General features: G+C 38.2%; 16 protein-coding genes, 5 pseudogenes and 1 other annotated feature. Of the genes and pseudogenes, 1 reads left to right on the top strand and 20 read right to left on the bottom strand.

Annotated features, from left to right (window positions below; translation table 11 throughout):
- Positions 1-23: 23 nt before the first annotated feature.
- Together NBRC111893_RS04035 and NBRC111893_RS04030 are read right to left on the bottom strand one after the other, a co-directional pair.
- Entirely contained in the window at positions 24-1,556 is a 1,533-nt protein-coding gene (locus NBRC111893_RS04035; protein ID WP_125008089.1) for a HAMP domain-containing sensor histidine kinase, read from the bottom strand.
- Positions 1,553-2,239 (bottom strand): response regulator transcription factor, encoded by a 687-nt coding sequence (locus NBRC111893_RS04030; RefSeq protein ID WP_125008088.1) that lies wholly within the window; start codon positions 2,237-2,239, stop codon positions 1,553-1,555. Before NBRC111893_RS04030 ends, NBRC111893_RS04035 begins: the two co-directional genes overlap by 4 nt.
- A 224-nt stretch (positions 2,240-2,463) precedes the next feature.
- Between NBRC111893_RS04030 and adhP the strand changes: the two genes are divergently transcribed.
- Positions 2,464-3,480 carry an alcohol dehydrogenase AdhP gene (adhP, locus tag NBRC111893_RS04025; RefSeq protein ID WP_125008087.1) on the top strand — a complete coding sequence of 339 codons (1,017 nt, stop codon included), beginning with the start codon at positions 2,464-2,466 and terminating at the stop codon, positions 3,478-3,480.
- A gap of 347 nt (positions 3,481-3,827) precedes the next feature.
- Here the strand turns inward: adhP and rpmF are convergent, their stop codons facing one another.
- From rpmF to nrdR, 18 genes and pseudogenes are all read right to left on the bottom strand, one after another.
- Positions 3,828-3,998 (bottom strand): 50S ribosomal protein L32, encoded by a 171-nt coding sequence (gene rpmF / locus NBRC111893_RS04020; RefSeq protein WP_125008086.1) that lies wholly within the window; start codon positions 3,996-3,998, stop codon positions 3,828-3,830.
- A gap of 53 nt (positions 3,999-4,051) precedes the next feature.
- Positions 4,052-4,612, bottom strand: a complete 561-nt coding sequence (locus tag NBRC111893_RS04015; RefSeq protein ID WP_125008085.1) for a DUF177 domain-containing protein — start codon at positions 4,610-4,612, stop codon at positions 4,052-4,054.
- An 81-nt stretch (positions 4,613-4,693) separates the two neighbouring features.
- A pseudogene (locus NBRC111893_RS04010) lies at positions 4,694-5,825 on the bottom strand (nucleotidyltransferase).
- A 4-nt stretch (positions 5,826-5,829) separates the two neighbouring features.
- A complete protein-coding gene (locus tag NBRC111893_RS04005; RefSeq protein ID WP_125008084.1) occupies positions 5,830-6,567 on the bottom strand; it encodes a class I SAM-dependent DNA methyltransferase in 738 nt (245 codons plus the stop codon).
- Positions 6,564-6,920, bottom strand: coding sequence for a ribosome silencing factor (gene rsfS, locus NBRC111893_RS04000; protein WP_125008083.1), 357 nt, complete (start codon positions 6,918-6,920; stop codon positions 6,564-6,566). Before rsfS ends, NBRC111893_RS04005 begins: the two co-directional genes overlap by 4 nt.
- Before the next feature lie 11 nt (positions 6,921-6,931).
- A complete protein-coding gene (gene yqeK / locus NBRC111893_RS03995; RefSeq protein ID WP_125008082.1) occupies positions 6,932-7,543 on the bottom strand; it encodes a bis(5'-nucleosyl)-tetraphosphatase (symmetrical) YqeK in 612 nt (203 codons plus the stop codon).
- Positions 7,533-8,165 (bottom strand): nicotinate-nucleotide adenylyltransferase, encoded by a 633-nt coding sequence (locus tag NBRC111893_RS03990; RefSeq protein ID WP_125008081.1) that lies wholly within the window; start codon positions 8,163-8,165, stop codon positions 7,533-7,535. The genes yqeK and NBRC111893_RS03990 overlap by 11 nt, the downstream gene beginning before the upstream one ends.
- A gap of 12 nt (positions 8,166-8,177) precedes the next feature.
- Entirely contained in the window at positions 8,178-8,489 is a 312-nt protein-coding gene (locus NBRC111893_RS03985) for a YhbY family RNA-binding protein (RefSeq protein ID WP_125008080.1), read from the bottom strand.
- Positions 8,490-8,499: 10 nt separating this feature from the next.
- Positions 8,500-9,635, bottom strand: a pseudogene (gene yqeH, locus NBRC111893_RS03980) (ribosome biogenesis GTPase YqeH).
- A 10-nt stretch (positions 9,636-9,645) separates the two neighbouring features.
- The gene (locus tag NBRC111893_RS03975) at positions 9,646-10,161 is read right to left on the bottom strand and encodes a YqeG family HAD IIIA-type phosphatase (RefSeq protein WP_125008078.1); all 516 of its coding nucleotides are present in this window, start codon (positions 10,159-10,161) and stop codon (positions 9,646-9,648) included.
- A gap of 76 nt (positions 10,162-10,237) precedes the next feature.
- Positions 10,238-10,594 carry a 50S ribosomal protein L20 gene (rplT, locus tag NBRC111893_RS03970; protein ID WP_125008077.1) on the bottom strand — a complete coding sequence of 119 codons (357 nt, stop codon included), beginning with the start codon at positions 10,592-10,594 and terminating at the stop codon, positions 10,238-10,240.
- A 42-nt stretch (positions 10,595-10,636) separates the two neighbouring features.
- A complete protein-coding gene (gene rpmI / locus NBRC111893_RS03965; protein ID WP_125008076.1) occupies positions 10,637-10,831 on the bottom strand; it encodes a 50S ribosomal protein L35 in 195 nt (64 codons plus the stop codon).
- Positions 10,832-10,856: 25 nt separating this feature from the next.
- Positions 10,857-11,365: pseudogene (gene infC, locus NBRC111893_RS03960) on the bottom strand (translation initiation factor IF-3).
- A 37-nt stretch (positions 11,366-11,402) separates the two neighbouring features.
- Positions 11,403-11,541, bottom strand: a sequence feature (ribosomal protein L20 leader region).
- A 54-nt stretch (positions 11,542-11,595) separates the two neighbouring features.
- Positions 11,596-13,541: pseudogene (gene thrS / locus NBRC111893_RS03955) on the bottom strand (threonine--tRNA ligase).
- A gap of 308 nt (positions 13,542-13,849) precedes the next feature.
- Positions 13,850-14,775 (bottom strand): annotated as a pseudogene (dnaI, locus tag NBRC111893_RS03950) (primosomal protein DnaI).
- Complete coding sequence (locus tag NBRC111893_RS03945; RefSeq protein ID WP_125008075.1) at positions 14,759-15,631, bottom strand: DnaD domain protein; 873 nt, start codon at positions 15,629-15,631, stop codon at positions 14,759-14,761. The pseudogene dnaI and the gene NBRC111893_RS03945 overlap by 17 nt, the downstream one beginning before the upstream one ends.
- Positions 15,624-16,154, bottom strand: coding sequence for a replication initiation and membrane attachment family protein (locus NBRC111893_RS03940; RefSeq protein ID WP_125008074.1), 531 nt, complete (start codon positions 16,152-16,154; stop codon positions 15,624-15,626). Before NBRC111893_RS03940 ends, NBRC111893_RS03945 begins: the two co-directional genes overlap by 8 nt.
- Positions 16,155-16,643 carry a transcriptional regulator NrdR gene (gene nrdR, locus NBRC111893_RS03935; RefSeq protein WP_125008073.1) on the bottom strand — a complete coding sequence of 163 codons (489 nt, stop codon included), beginning with the start codon at positions 16,641-16,643 and terminating at the stop codon, positions 16,155-16,157.

Raw genomic sequence — 16,643 nt, 5'->3', positions numbered from 1 at the left:
GCTTTCTTTTTATTAATCGACAACTACTGATGATCGCCATCGTTGGAATCAGCTTCATCAGCTTGAATGCCACTTCTTAAAATTGGAAATTTAATTTGGAAAATCGATCCATAACCTAATGAACTCTCAATTGAGATGTCACCGTGATATGCTTCTACTAACCTCTGGGCAATTGAAAGTCCTAACCCATTACCACCCTTATCTCGAGATCTTGCTTTATCAACACGATAGAAACGATTAAACACTTTGGCGACATCATCGCTAGCAATGCCTTCACCAAAATCTTGAACGGCGATATTAACGGTTGAATCAGTACTAGAAATCGATGTGTGGATTTCCTTACGATCTTTAGAATATTTAATTGCATTATCAATTAAAATTACAAGAATCTGCTCTAAATGATTCCGATAGATTTGGACGGAAACGTCATTATAAGTATCATTATCAACGATAAACGTAAACTCTGGATGAATCATCTTGAAGTCATTGTTTACTTGATTGAATACTTCGTTAACATTCGTCACTTCATCACTATAATTAATCTCAATTTGCTCAGCCCGAGAAAGATCAAGCATCTCGGCCACTAAGCTTTGCATCCGCTTAGTTTCTTGTAATGAAGCTTTCAATGACTCATCTAGCACCTGCGGATCATCTTTCCCCCACCGTAACAACATTTCCATATGGCCTTGAATAACTGCAACCGGTGTCCTAAGCTCATGAGACACATCTTCAACGAATTGACTCTGTTGATTCATATATCTTTGAGTTTGGTCCAGCATGCTATTAAACAAGTTACCTAAATCAGCAATTTCATCATTTGTGTGTAATTCTGGAACTCGCTCATCAGAATCCGGATTTTCTTTAATCTCTGAAATGGTATTTCGAATTTCCTTCATCGGTTTAAGTAACTCAGCAGCTAGTATATAAGAAACTATCACAGCAATTAAGACTGATAATACTAATAAAATTGCCATAATCGCAACCAATTTTCTAACCGTTTGATGATAGTTGGCCAAAGTATCGGTAACCTGGATATACCCAACTAAAGAGCCATTCTTCTTGGATTGAACTGGCATTCTACCAACTAGAACTTGACTGCCATTTTCTCTCGTGAGAGCAATACTCTTTGTATCAGTTCTTTTAAACTTAAAGTTAGACTCCCTTGATTCAAATAATAAACGTTTATTATTGTCATAAACATTTACCACCATGCTATCTCGAGAAAGATTAACAAATAGTGAATCAGAATAGATACTTTGATGAGTTTGCCGATCAATCGGAACGTTATTATTACTTTTATCATCAATATCTGGTCGCAAAACCGAATTAGCATTTTTTTGATTGATTGGAGAATCAAAATTAGCGAGTCGACCCGAAACCGTCATTAAAGTGTCGTTAATGTAACCACGTTCTTGCTGAATTAACACGTTCGTAAAGCGGTTATAAATTAACATTGAAAATACTAATAAAATAATAAAAACACCAATAGACGTGAAAAAGGACCACTTAATAGTTAAAGAGATCCTTCTTTTTTTAGGACTAGTTTCTTCGATCATGACCGCATCACGTACCCTGTACCACGAACCGTTTGAATATAACTATTCTCACCGGGTCTATCAATCTTGTTACGTAAGTACCGAATATAAACATCCACAACGTTAGTTTCAACTTCGGAATCATAACCCCAAACTTTGGTTAATAACACATCCCGAGCCAATACCACATCAACATTTTCCATCAACGCTAATAATAGTTCGTATTCACGCTTGGTTAGGTTAATAACTTCATCGCCACGACGAACAATGCGACTTTCTTTTTCAATCGTTAGGTCTTTAAAGACAACCGTCTTCTTATTACCCTTTTGTTGATCATTTTCAATTTGGATTCTTCTCAATAATGCCCGAATTCTAGCCAGTAATTCTTCAATGGCAAATGGCTTGACGATGTAGTCATCAGCTCCATGATCAAATCCAGATACCCGATCAATTACAGAATCACGGGCAGTCATCATAATAATTGGCGTATTTTTCTTTTCTCGTAATCGGCGAGCAACTTCCATACCATTAAGTTCTGGAAGCATTAAATCAAGTAAAATTACGTCAAAATTATCATTTAATGCGGCATCTAGGCCCTTACGACCATCTAACTCCACTTGGGTTTCATAACCCTCATGTTGTAGTTCAAGCTCTACAAACCGGGAAAGATTTTTTTCATCTTCAATAATTAAAACTCGACTCATTTTACAATTCTCCTACGTAATCCTGTTAAGGTTCTTTTTTAATAATATTCTAATTTTAACATACTTAAGTAAAATACGAGGTATTTTCGTATAAACTTGTTTGGAAATAATTTTCATGTTTTAGCTATTTGTGCCTTTTTTCACTTGCTAATGCAACAGATTGTTTTATAATGAACAATGATTAGAAAATAAATTTCAATTACATTTTAAAAGGATGGTATTATATGAAAGCAGCTGTTGTACGCGATTCCGTTGATGGATATGTTGATATTAAAGATGTTACTCTTCGCCCAATTAAATATGGTGAAGCCTTAGTTAAAGTTGAATATTGTGGATTATGTCACACAGATCTTCATGTAGCTGCCGGTGATTTTGGTGCCGTTCCAGGTCGGATTATTGGGCACGAAGGTGTTGGTAAAGTTATCCAAGTTGCTGACGACGTTGAAAATTTAAAGATTGGCGACCGTGTGTCAATCGCTTGGTTCTTTAAGGGTTGTGGTCATTGTGAATACTGTAACACTGGTCGCGAAACTCTTTGTCGTAATGTTCAAAACTCAGGCTTCACTGTTGATGGTGCCATGGCCGAAGAAGTAATCGTTGATGCCAACTACGCTGTTAAAGTGCCTGAAGGTCTTGACCCAATTGAAGCAACCTCATTAACTTGTGCCGGAGTTACTATGTACAAGGCACTAAAAGTTGGTGACACTCGCCCAGGTCAATGGGTTGAAGTTGTTGGTGCTGGTGGTCTTGGTAACCTTGCTGTTCAATTCGCTCACAATGTTTTTGGTGCTCACGTCGTTGCCGTTGATGGTAATGAACAAAAGCTACAAGCTGCTAAAGAAAATGGTGCTGAAATCGGAATTGACCGTCATGATCCAGACGTTGCGGAACAAATTCAAGCAAAAGTTGGTGGCGTTCACAATGCACAAGTTACTGCCGTTAATGCTGCAGCTTTCACAACTTCAGTTAATGCTCTTCGTCCAGATGGTAAATTAGTTGCGGTCGCCCTTCCAAAGGGTGACATGGCTCTTAACATTGATAAAACTGTTCTAGACGGTATTCAAGTTGCTGGTTCACTTGTGGGTACCCGCCAAGACTTAGCTGAAACTTTCCAATTTGGTGCTGAAGGCAAAGTTAAGCCAATCGTTCAAACTAGAAAGCTTGAAGAAATTAACGATATCATTGATGAAATGAAAGCCGGCAAGATTGTTGGTCGGATGGTTGTTGATTTCACTAAGTAATTCTAAATAATATCAACTAATTTTAATTAGCTAGCGGGCATAAATGTTCGTTAGCTTTTTTATTAACTTTAATTCACCATATAAATCATCGTTATTATATTAATTACATGAATGCATATCTTGTATAACACTTTTAAGTCCACAAAATTATGGTAAACATTAAAGATTGCGAATACTGTGTTAACCACCCTATATTTGAAATTGTCGTAATTTATCAAGAATCCCACTAGGTTTAATAATTAACTCTACCAACTTAATTACAGCATAATAAAACGCTCTAAGCATTCGCTTAGAGCGTTTTAACAAACCGTTAAGAATCCATGGCGTTCTTAATAGTTTACAGACAATTACTTGTCGATAACCTTACGGCCATTGTAGTAGCCAGATGGTGACACGTGGTGTGGCATTCTGTACTCGCCAGTCTTAGGATCAAAACTAAGATTTGGTGTTTGTAACTTGATGTGACCACGGCGCATACCTTTTTTCGCCTTAGAGGTTCTACGTGCTGGTGTAGCCATTAAAAATCCCTCCTCTACTTTAAAATATCCACTAGTGAATTATTAATGTCCCACTAATCCTCTTGATTATCCTCAGGGAATAAATCTTTTAGTTTAGCAAGACGTGGATCAACAGTTTCTAATTCTGCCTTGTTCTTGTCAAAATCATCCGCCGTCATGACTTCCCAATCGTCTCCGCTAGGCATGTCTTCTTGGCCTTCTAGCTCAGATTCTGCAAGAACCTGCATTGGAATGTTTAAAATAACGTTGTCGATAACTGAATCAGTAATTTCAACTTTATCCTCTTCATCGAGAACAAACACGACCGTATCCTTAGGATACCTCGATTCAGCTGCTTTAGAAGGAACATAAAATTCCTCAACGTCAAATTCCATAGGCAGATCGACAGGCATTAATGATCTGGATGATGGCACGACAAGTTTACCAGTAACGTGATAATTCACGATTACATCTCCTTGATCAGCAAAAGCAGATCCTGAGACAGTAAACTTTTCGGCATCAATAACTTGATCAGCATACCTATCAAGAAGCTCTTGTTTTATATCAAGAGTTTCTTCAAATTTAAAAGGTGCATTTTCGGGATACTTTTGAAGTTCCCTAAAAAACATTTCCATGTTATTCCTCCAATGCAACACGACTTATTATACCGGCATCAAAATACCTTGTCAAGGCTAATTCCTTGATAGGCCCAGCTTTTATAAAATGATTTTGGGATAACGATGAACATCCTGGTTCTCGCCACTAATTAATTCTAGCATCATCGATGATTGGTAGTCTAAGACCAGCCAATCATCGACAACCTGATCAGTTACTTTAGTGATAATTGGCCATTCTGTATCGTGCTTAATTTGATTCAAATACCTTTGTCCCTGACCATTAAAAGCCAACGGTCGTAAATAATTAGGGTCAACCAGCATCTCATCAGAAAAAGCATGCACCAAGACATAGACGCATAACCGTTGAATCCTAGTATAAGTGTATCGCTTTGTCTTAACTGAGTTTAAAAAATCTGAGAATGACTGGGATCTCTTAGCAGCACTCTTTAATCGATGCTCGATTCCCTCAGACATTTGATATATTCGTTGTAATTCTTGAATTGGCGTCTTTATTAATTCATATCTTAAGAAAGGCCAAAACTGTTCCCAACTGTATTGAAAGCTACTGGCTACCATATGAAAGCTACTGTAAGGCATGAACTTAGTAATCTCACTTGAGTAGTTCACTATCCCATTTCGAATTGATGAAGCACTACTGATCCATGAGTCAGTGGTTAATTGCTGATCATTATGATCAGCTTCAATTCTTTGAATTGGCACTAATTTTAGCGGGTTTCCCAATTCATGATTAGCATTAGCATAACCAAACGCCAAAATATCATTTGGTTCACGTAGGGTAATTCCAGTCTGTCGCTTTAAATAGTTTTGAAAAGTTGATGCGTATGTTTGATTGAATTGCTTAAAAGAATCATCATGCTCAGGCTGATGATTGATCAATAAATCATAGTCCATATCTGGGTGTTCTGCCCCAAAAGCTAATGATTCACATGCAAGCTCTTGAGCAATTCGCACAGCATTTTTTGCAAATAAGTGTGATGGCTGAACTGCACCAAAAAAAGGCAATTCTACCACTAGGTCCACTCCGGCAGCCACTGCTGCTCGAGCCCGATTCCATTTATCGAAATGCTGGTTCGCCTCGTTGCATCCAATTACCGCTCATAATAGCAATAACCGTTGTCGCTCCAGATTGTTTGCGTGCTTGGTCAACTAAATATTGATGTCCGTTATGAAATGGATTAAATTCTGCAATAATCCCAACAGCCGTTTCCATCTAATTACCCCTTTTTACACTCAATGAACCAACGCTTTACCCTTTCTTGGTAAGGTTGATTACCAAAATCAGTAGTTACTTTGATATCTGTGAAACCAGCCTCAGTCAACATACGTTGATAGCTGGTAATATCAAATGACCGCTCATCATGAATCTCATTATAAGCATCGTAGGCATTCTTTTCTTCATTAAATAAGAAGAACACCAAGTCATGCTCAATTGCGTGCTCAGAGTCATCAGTTGAATATGAAGACCACATAAACGCAGAGTCATCAGTTCGATCATTAAACATGTATCCTGGGTAAACCTCATCGGTTTGGTATGGTGTAATCACATCAAACAAGAAGGTTCCCTCAGATTCTAAGTGAGCGTTAACCTGCTGAAAGGCTCTTAAAAGCTGGCCATCTTCCGTTAGATAACAGAGTGAATCGTCAAAACACGAAATCGTATCAAACTTCGTGAGACCATCCATTTCAAGCATATCCATTTGAATCAATGGTAAATTCACTTTAGCCGCTTCAGCATGCTCACTAGCTAGCTTCAACATATCTTCTGAAATGTCGGAACCAGTAACGTTATAACCACGCTTGATTAATTCGATTGCTAACTTTCCGGTACCACAAGCTAAATCCATTACTTTTGCTGACTTAGAGACTCTGTTAGCAAAATAGTCTCCCCATTTTACATACAAATCATCATCAAATAATTCGTCGTAAAACTTGGCAAACTTTTCATAAATCATGCTTCAAGCCAATCCCGCGTGTCAAGGAATGGTGCATCAGACCATAATTTTTCTAAATTATAGAAATCACGTTCATCAGTTTGGAAAATGTGAACAATAACTTCACCAAGATCAATCAAAATCCATTTGGCAGTATCTCTGCCGGATACTTGATAAATTTCAACTTTCGATGCTGACATTTGATCAGCAACTTCATCAGCAATCGCTTTAACCTGACGGTTTGAGTTAGCGTCAGCAATGACAAAGTAGTCGGCCATCAAACTCACATTTTGCATATCTAAAACAACAATATCATTAGCCCGTTTACTATCGGCAGCTCTCACTGCAATTTGGGCAATATCTTTACTATCCATAAATCCTCCTATTAATCCAGTCCACTTTTAGGTACCCAACTGTTGTACGTAACAACTGTTTGGGGAAATACTGGGCGGTTATTATCAACTAAATAAACCAAAGTTTGCTTAGTTTGATAAGCTACCGCTAAAGCTAAATCTTCATTGGTTAACTTTCGGGCTTGTTCCACTCCGGGAAAATTCCGATGGGGTTCAATATAGTCAGCCATGTACACAATTTGTTCCAGTTTAGTCATCGTTTCATGACCAACTGTATGGTATTCGACGGCCTTTAAAATTTCAATATCATTGATTCCTAATTCATTTTTCACTAAAATCCAGCCAACGACACCATGCCAAATTGCGTTACCATAATTTAACAGATTAGGATCTAGATGATACTTATGAATGGTTTCAATAAATTCCTTATCAGATCTTTGCTTGGCATAGTCATGAACCAAGCCAGCTACACTAGCTCTTTCTGGATCAACTCCATAACGTTCAGCTAGGTCAACAGCAGTTTGTTCAACTCGCAACACATGTTGAAAACGTTCATCTGTCAAAGCGGATCTTAGTTTCTCAACTAACTCCAATCGCGTTAATGGCGTGTAATGATGCTGATAAGTTAATTCTTTAGTTTGCATATAAACCATTCTCCTTAATATATTTTTCAACAAAACTTGGCACAAGATATCTAATTGAATGATTAGCTCTAACCTTAGCCCTGATTAATGTTGATGATATATCAATGAATGGTACGTCAACCCAAATGATTGGATACTTTGAAGTTGTCTTATAACCTGATCGTTTAACACCAACAAAAGTTACTAACTTGGCTAACTCATCAATTTTATACCACTTCGGCAAGTATTCAACCATATCCCCACCGATAATGAAATAGTATTCATAATTAGGATTTCGACGTTTTAAAGCCACCATCGTATCATATGAATAACTGGTTCCACCACGAGCAATCTCTTCCATTTCAATTGCAAAACGAGGATTGTCTCTAATTGAACCACTAATCATCGACACCCGTTCTTTGGCGTCAATTGCAAGCTTTCGATCGACGTGAGGTGGAGTGAAATCAGGCATAAACCTGATTTCATCTAACCCTAGTTGATCAATCACCTGCTCCGCGATAATTAAATGACCATTATGAATTGGATTAAATGTCCCACCCAATATGCCAATTTTTTTATGCTGGTTATTAGTATTTAATTGCGTCTTTGCGTAAGTTTGAACCGTACTAGCAACCTTTGCCATGGTTTACCACTCCTAGATCGATGTAACTTCGACTGATACATCACGGTTATCAGGATCGCCAGCTTCTTTAAATAGTAACAGACTACGGCCAATTACTTGAATCACCATGATGTCAGAATTTTCTTGAATATAGTTGCGAACATCTTCAGTCGTAACATCTGCATTTTGCAAAATGTTAATCTTCATAAGTTCACGTTTTTCAATTGCAGTATTTACTTCTTCTAGCCAAACAGGTGACAAACCATTCTTTCCAACTGAAAAGATTGGTTTCATTCTGTTTGCTTTTGACTTTAGTAGTCTTCTTTGTTTTCCTTTTAATTCCATTATTTACCCCTTAAATCATTGCTGGTCTAATTAAGACCGCCACTTGTTTGGTGCCCAACCACGGACAACAATTCCGGCAGGAACGGTAATCCAACCTAATCCCTCAATCACAATATCACTTTTGACAGTCGTTTTAAATTCATGCGGTACTAACTTGCCAAATTGTTCTACATTATCACTTGTGGGCGGAGTTAGTAAGTCCCCAACATGGCCTTCATAAAATTCGTCAGCGTTAGCTAACTTAGTACGGTGCAAGTAAAGACCGTTCTCTGCATAGACTGTAAAGCCGTGCTTCTTATCACCAGAGACGTAGTCAAACCGGCCTAAGCCACCTAAAAACAGTGTTTGTTCTGGATTTAATTGGTAAACTTTGGGCTTAATCGTCTTTTGTGGGGTAACTAATTTAAGTTCCTCACCAGAAAGCAAGTGCGCCATCTGTTCTGGTTGAATAATCCCTGGGGTATCGGTCAGAGTTTGACCATCAGCCAACGGAATCTCAATTTTGTCCAATGTAGTCCCTGGGAACCGTGATGTGGTAATTAAATTCTTAACTCCGGTTGACTGACTAATAATTTGGTTAATTAAAGTTGATTTTCCAACATTGGTTACCCCAACAACATAAACATCTTTACCATTTCGATACTTTTCGATACTTGCAAGTAAACTGTCCACATCTTCATTAGTCTTTCCAGATACTAATTGAACCCCAATTGGTCGAATACCAGCTCCGTTAGCTTGTTGACGTAACCAGTCAGCAACCTTCTTATGCTTGAAAGAAGTTGGTAAGATATCAACTTTGTTTCCAACCAAAAGTACTTTATTATCACCGACTAATCGATGAAGCCCTGGAATCAAACTACCGTTAACATCAAAAATATCAACGACATAAACAATTAAAGAATCAGTAGCCGAAATACTTGATAATAATTTCAAAAAGTCATCATCAGTTAGGCCAACTGGAACAATTTCATTATAGTGCCGTAATCTAAAGCATCGCTGACAATATACCTCGCCAGATTCCAATCCCTTGTTTAAAGCTGATTCAGGGGTATATCCTGGTTTAGTTTTATCCTCAGTTTGAATTGCTGCTCCACAACCAATACAGTGAACAACTTCTCCATCAATTATAATTTCGCTTTCAGCCATATATTTCCTCCTATTGCCAATGAATATCAGAATATTTTTTCTTTAGTAATTGAAACACAAATCGTTCAAGAAATCTATTAAACCACGTTGTCCAACCATCATTATTAACTAACGGCTTGACTAGAATGCTATTAACCCCACTATTATTAGCGGAAAAAACATCTGTTAGCAACTGATCACCAATCATCACAGTTTCTTTACGACTAAGTGAATATTGGTTAATTGCTCGATTAATTCCAAATGTTAGTGGTTTTAAAGCCCTAGAAACAAATGCAACATCATAATCAGTAAGTGCTTGACTAATCCGTGAATAACTATTATTTGAGACAACGATTACTTTGATACCATACTTTTTCATTTCCCGTAACCAATCTGCAAGCTTCGCGCTTCCATCACTTTGGTTCCATGGAATCAGGGTGTTATCAAGGTCAGTTAAAATATACTTAATGTGATTTCCCGCCAGAAATTCTGGGGACACGTGGTAAATATCCTGGAACATCCAGCTTGGTTTGAACTTAGAAATCATTGGGAAACTCCCTTTTACTAAATTATTTAAAAAGACTTTCACCGTTAACCAGTGAAAGTCTTGTTTAAGTCAAAAATTACTTGAGAGCCTTCTTGGCTTCATCTGTAAGTGCTTTGAATGCGTCTGCATCGTTAACTGCAAGATCAGCAAGCATCTTTCTGTTCATGTCAATGTTAGCAAGTTTCAAACCATGCATAAATTGGCTGTAACTCAAACCATTGATTCTTGATGCAGCGTTAATACGGGCAATCCATAATTTACGGAAATTACCTTTGTTAGCGCGACGATCACGGAATGCATAAGTTTGTGACTTCATTACTTGATCTTTAGCGGTCTTGAACAAACGGTGCTTAGCACCACGGTAACCCTTAGCTAATTTTAAAACACGTTTACGACGTGCGCGTGTGACTGTTCCACCTTTTACTCGTGGCATATCGAATTCCTCCTAATTATTGGCGATTAATTTTTTAATTGATTAGTGTGCTAATAACTTCTTGTATGTCTTCACATTAGTGCTGTCCATCATGTGAGTGCCACGAAGTTGGCGACGTTGCTTCTTAGTCTTACCATGGAAACGGTGACTAGTATAAGCGGCTCCACTCTTGAAACCACCGTTAGCAGTCTTTTTAAAACGCTTAGCAGCAGCGCGGTTTGTTTTTTGTTTAGGCATTATGTTTCCTCCTCAAAAATTTTAACTAATTTTTATCTGAATCTTTTGGTGTTAACACTAAGAACATGCTTCGGCCATCCATCTTAGCCTTTTGTTCGACATTGGCAACATCAGCAGTTTCCTTTGCCATTCGATCAAGAACTTCACGACCGATATCCTTATGTGTAATTGCTCGTCCCTTAAATCTAATTGACACTCTAACTTTTTCACCCTTAGCTAAGAACTTTTTAGCGTTCTTTAACTTAGTGTTGAAATCATTAACATCAATTGTAGGGCTCAAGCGAACTTCTTTGACACTGATGACTTTTTGCTTTTTACGAGATTCTCGTTCCTTCTTTTGAAGTTCAAAGCGGTACTTCCCGTAATCCAGAATCTTTGCTACTGGCGGCTTTGCTTTAGGAGCAACCAAAACTAAATCTAACTCTGCGTCTTCAGCGAGCTTTAAAGCATCTTCTTTAGACTTAACACCAAGTTGATCGCCATTGCACCAATCAGACGTACCTCACGAGCGCGAATTCCGTCATTAACCATCATATCTTTTGCTATGGTACTTCACCTCCGAAATTGATAAAAGCAGAATAAAAAGCGGGCGCAATATTTGCGCCCGCTCAATTACAAGACTATATCACATAGTGATAAGTCCTGACTCGATATCGTGCCCAGCAAACATTTTTACTTAGGCGAGAAGCGGGTCGCTTCTGCTTTACTTTCTTGTCAACTTTAATAGAATATCATCTATCAAATTAGGTGTCAAGGGTTTAACCTTAATCTTCGTTTCTTGAGTAAGTATCGATATCATGTCTGATTTCATCAACGAATGTATCGACTGATTCGGATTTAGAATCATCCTCACCATACTTACGAACTGAAACTGCTCCAGAATTGACCTCTTCATCCCCAACAACCAAAGTATAAGGAATCTTGTGAGTTTGAGCATCTCGAATTAAATAACCCATCTTTTCTGGACGATCATCAACATCCGCACGAATATTGAACTCTCTTAATTTTTCGCTAACTTCTTGTGCAAAAGCCCCATGTTTTTCTTCACTAACTGGAATAACACGAACTTGATGAGGAGCTAACCAAGTTGGAAAGGCACCCTTATAAATTTCAGTTAAGTAAGCAGTGAATCGTTCCATAGTTGAAACCAAACCACGGTGAATCATAACTGGACGATGTTCTTGACCATCTTCACCAACGTAATGAAGGTCAAATCTTTCTGGCAACATAAAGTCTAATTGGATAGTTGATAATGTTTCTTCGTTACCCAAAGCCGTCTTAGTTTGAACATCAAGCTTAGGGCCGTAAAATGCAGCCTCGCCTTCAGCTTCAACATAGTCTAAGCCTAATTCATCCATGGCACCCTTCAACATACCTTGCGCACGGTTCCACATTTCATCATCATCAAAGTACTTTTCAGTATTCTTTGGATCACGATAACTCAAACGGAATGTGTAATCGTTAATATCGAAGTCATGATATACAGAAACCATTAACTTAAGGATTTTTTGGAATTCTTCTTGAATTTGATCAAGGGTTACAAATGTGTGACCATCATTAAGTGTCATTTCACGAACTCGTTGTAATCCAGAAAGGGCTCCAGACTTTTCATAACGATGCATCATACCTAATTCAGCAATTCTAAGTGGTAATTCACGGTATGAGCGAATGTGATGCTTGTAAACTTGAATATGTGAAGGACAGTTCATTGGACGTAATTCAAGCATTTCGCCATCACCCATGTCCATCGGCGGGAACATGTCTTCACGGTAGTGATCCCAATGTCCTGATTGCTTGTATAAGTCAAGGTTAGCAAGAACTGGCGTATAAACATGTTGGTAACCATTAGCAACTTCGCGGTCAATAATGTAACGTTCAATGGTTCTTCTGATAGTGGCACCGTTTGGCATCCAGTATGGTAATCCGGCTCCAACCTTGGGATCAACAAAGAATAAGTCAAGTTGGTTTCCGATTACTCGGTGATCACGATCACGAGCTTCTTGACGTTGTTTCAAATCTTCGTCAAGTTCAGCTTGTTTGTTAAATGCGGTTGCGTAAATTCTTTGTAGCATTGGGTTTGATGACTTACCTTCCCAGTATGCTCCGGCAACTGAAAGCAACTTGAAGATTTTAACAGCGCCGGTCTTTGGTAATACGGCACCTTCTGAGATTCCCTTAAAATCGCCAATTTGGTTATATAGCACTTGACCATCAACTGCTAACTTGTCGATTAATGATAATTGATATTGGTCATCGCCAGCTAATTTCTTAGCATCATCAACTGATAACTCTAACGAATCGATTTCCAAGTTATCTGAAACGATTTTTTCATTGAATCTGCTAAACCGTCAAGTTCATCAACTGTAATTTGAGTATCAGGTTTATCAGTATCAACATAGAAGCCATCAACATCAGCAACACTTTCGCCAAATTGAATGTTCTTAAAATCTTGAGCAATTGCCATCTTTAAAATTTGAGCAGCAGTTTGTCTAAGAACTGTTAGGCCTTCTACACTATCCTTAGTGACGATTTCTAACTTGCCACCCTTATGTAAAGGTTCGTTAATTGAATGTAATTTGCCATCAACTTTTGCAGCAACGGCTTTTTTAGCTAAACTAATTGAAATTGACTTTGCAATATCTTCACCAACAACTGCATCAGCAAATTCTTTGATACTGCCATCTGGAAATTCGAATGATAGATCTGCCATATTATTATCTCCTCTTTTATTGAATTGAAACCACAAAAAAGTCCCTGGTGCACAAATATACACCAGGGACGCATTTAGCGCGGTTCCACCCATATTACTTTATTAATTAAAGCTCTCAAGTGGTTGCTAACGGTAACCTACCGGGATAGCATTATCCGCAATCCGTAGTTGAAAAGTGGTAATCGTTACAATCTTAACAGGTTTTCTTTCAGCATATGAAAACCCTCCCTGGGATGAGTCGTAACAATCATGTCTTTTCATCAATGTTTAAAGTATAAGATTACCAATAATTAATGTCAAATTAAATTTTACTGTAATCTGCGATTGGGACCATCCATTTCAACCGGCCGAGACAAAAATTTAATTCGTTCCATCAAGCGACTGGCTTTCAATGGCTCATCGTCTCCACGTTGAGTAACTCGTAAATGCTCATCCTCAAGTTGTTCCATTGAAAATTGGATGAGAAGAACGTTGGCAATTGTTGCTGCATACGATACTCCAGAATTACTCCTAAAATGTCGTCTCGCACCCAACTCGACATCGAATCAGCACCGATATCATCAATCATCAAAACTGGTGACTTTTTAATGGAGTCAATTTTACCGGCAACAGAGTTGTCAGAAATTGCGGACTTCATTTCCACCGCTAAACTAGGAAAATGCACTAGTGTAGTCTGAATACCAGACAATGACAACTGTTTGGCAATCGCTCCTAATAGATAAGTTTTGCCGACTCCAAAGGGTCCATAAACATACAATCCTTGATGAAATCCCTTGGGATTATTTTCCATCCCTGAAACGAAATCCACTGCTGCAGCTAAAGCGTTACTCTTATTGCCATCACGATAGTAATCACTGAAACTAGCATTCTGAATATCCTTTGGCATCAAAATATTAGTAACCAATCTTTTTTGTGCTAATTCTTTTTGTCGCGCCTGAACTTCTGGTGACGCACTGTAGGCGATATCAATTAAGCGATCATTTACTACCAAATGAGGTAAGTATCCCGGAGCAAAGGTCTTCTCTTGGCGAGCATTCTTTTGCTTCACATTATAAAATTCATAAAGTTTGGCAATTGAACGTTCAACTGCATCATCAGCCAGATCTGCTTGATGTTCCTTCACAAAATTAGTGATTTCAGGATCCTGCTTGACGGTTGTAACTAGTGCATCAAAGTTTTCGTTAAGATGCTTACTGGTCAAAATTTTTTTCATCGACTCAGATACATTTTCCACCTAGTTCACCTACTTCTTCTTTTTTTAAATTTTTCAGTTTATCATTCAAAGCTTTTTCTTGCTCCGGTGTTAAGGAACTTTTAGGTTTAGCTGCTGCTGATTTATTCTTACGTTTAGCCCAGTCTGGCAAAGTCTCTTTAACCGTATGCCGGCCGTTAGTCCGGCGATTTGACTTAGCAGGCTGCGATTGCTTTTCTTCTCGTCGCTTAATTGCCACAATTGCATCTGCTGCCGTAGCAACTTTCTTTTGAGCCCAATCATTAGCGATTGCTTCAAGTAATCCTTTATTAATAGTTGCATTGCCTAAACTCACTAACACATAGTACGTCATAATATTGATCACTTGCACTGGTAATATGTCTCTAGCCACTAAATCTCTGATTGCCCGCTGTTCATTGCTAGAAACAAAACCGCCCTTTTGCTTTTTTAATTGGCTTAGAAATGCAACTGGCGCCGTCTTCTCAGCAATTGAAATAATTTGCTTAGTTTGTTGATCAAATGACGATTGGGTAGTCTCGACCTTGACAGGTACAGAAGCCGACTGAACATTTGATTTCACAGGTTTATTATTCTGATAACTATTAGCAATCACCTGACTTAACCGGTTAGTATCAAGTTGGTTAGTCTTTAAATCAACCGCCTTTAAAATTAGTTTGCCCATGGTTACTTCGTCAATACTATACAGTAAATGTTCAGCAATAATTGCTTCATATGCTGACTTAACACTACTTATATCAACAAACGAATTCTGCAAAATTTCCACCAACAGCTCAAAATCGAAGGGATTCTGAGTCAAAGCTGCCTGATTAGCTGATAATTTTTGATGATCAGCCTTTCGTTGTTTTAATTTAATCACTTTTTTCTGGAGGATTTTGAATAGCTGCCTTAGTCACTGTGAACACATCCAACAAGGAAGCTGAAATATTATCCATTTGTTCAAAATCATTTCGAGGTTGATCAATCCGACTAATTAATTGATTAAAGGTGGCGTCACCAACTCGCCCTAACAACAGTGTGGTTAGTAAATCAGTTTGCAAAAATTCAGCCGATGATAATGGCAACTGGATTGCAAAACGATATGCGCCATCATTATTTTTAAATGTTGCTAATAAGTCAACGCCCTCCAATTTTCTTTGTGCAGTTCCAATATCAGACAGCGATAAGCTTAACGTTGACTGAAGTTCATAAAAGGAATGGGCTTTAAATTGATGCTTATCCTCACGAGCAATGCTAAATAACAGCATATATAACGAAAAAGCGTTCGTTCCAATCAACGGTAAATAAAGATTGGTTAAAACGCTAAGATTTGGTTCTTGGTTTCCATTTCGACTTGAGACAGCGAATCGGCTGTCAGGAGACAGCCTTTCCTCATCTATCATTTACTTATCACCACTATTGTCTGTCGGATTACTCCCACTTTTTTCCATCATTTCTTTTAATTCTTTATAAAACACCGACATATCTTTGAATTGACGATATACCGAGGCGAACCTAATGTACGCAATTTGATCTAAAGAAGCAAGATCCTCCATGACATATTCGCCAATTTCATTACTAGTAACTTCGCTCTCGCCACTTGATCGTAATCGATTTTCGACCCGGTCAACAAGATCTGTAATTGCATTCATTGATACCGGACGTTTTTCAGCCGAGCGAACAATACCTTTCATCAACTTTTCTCGATTAAATTCTTCGCGATTCCCATTCTTCTTAATCACCAGCAATGGGGTAACTTCAACTCGTTCAAAAGTTGTGAATCTGAAGCCACAATTTTCACATTCGCGTCGTCGCCGAATAACTCTGCCGTCATCGGTTGGTCGACTATCAATAACTTTGGAACTATTGTGACCACAATGAGGACACTGCAT

The sequence above is a fragment of the Lentilactobacillus kosonis genome, assembly GCF_003864335.1.
Taxonomy (GTDB): Bacteria; Bacillota; Bacilli; order Lactobacillales; family Lactobacillaceae; genus Lentilactobacillus; species Lentilactobacillus kosonis.
The sequence above is the reverse complement of the archived record's forward strand: the minus strand, read 5'-3'. Positions and strand labels throughout refer to the sequence as shown.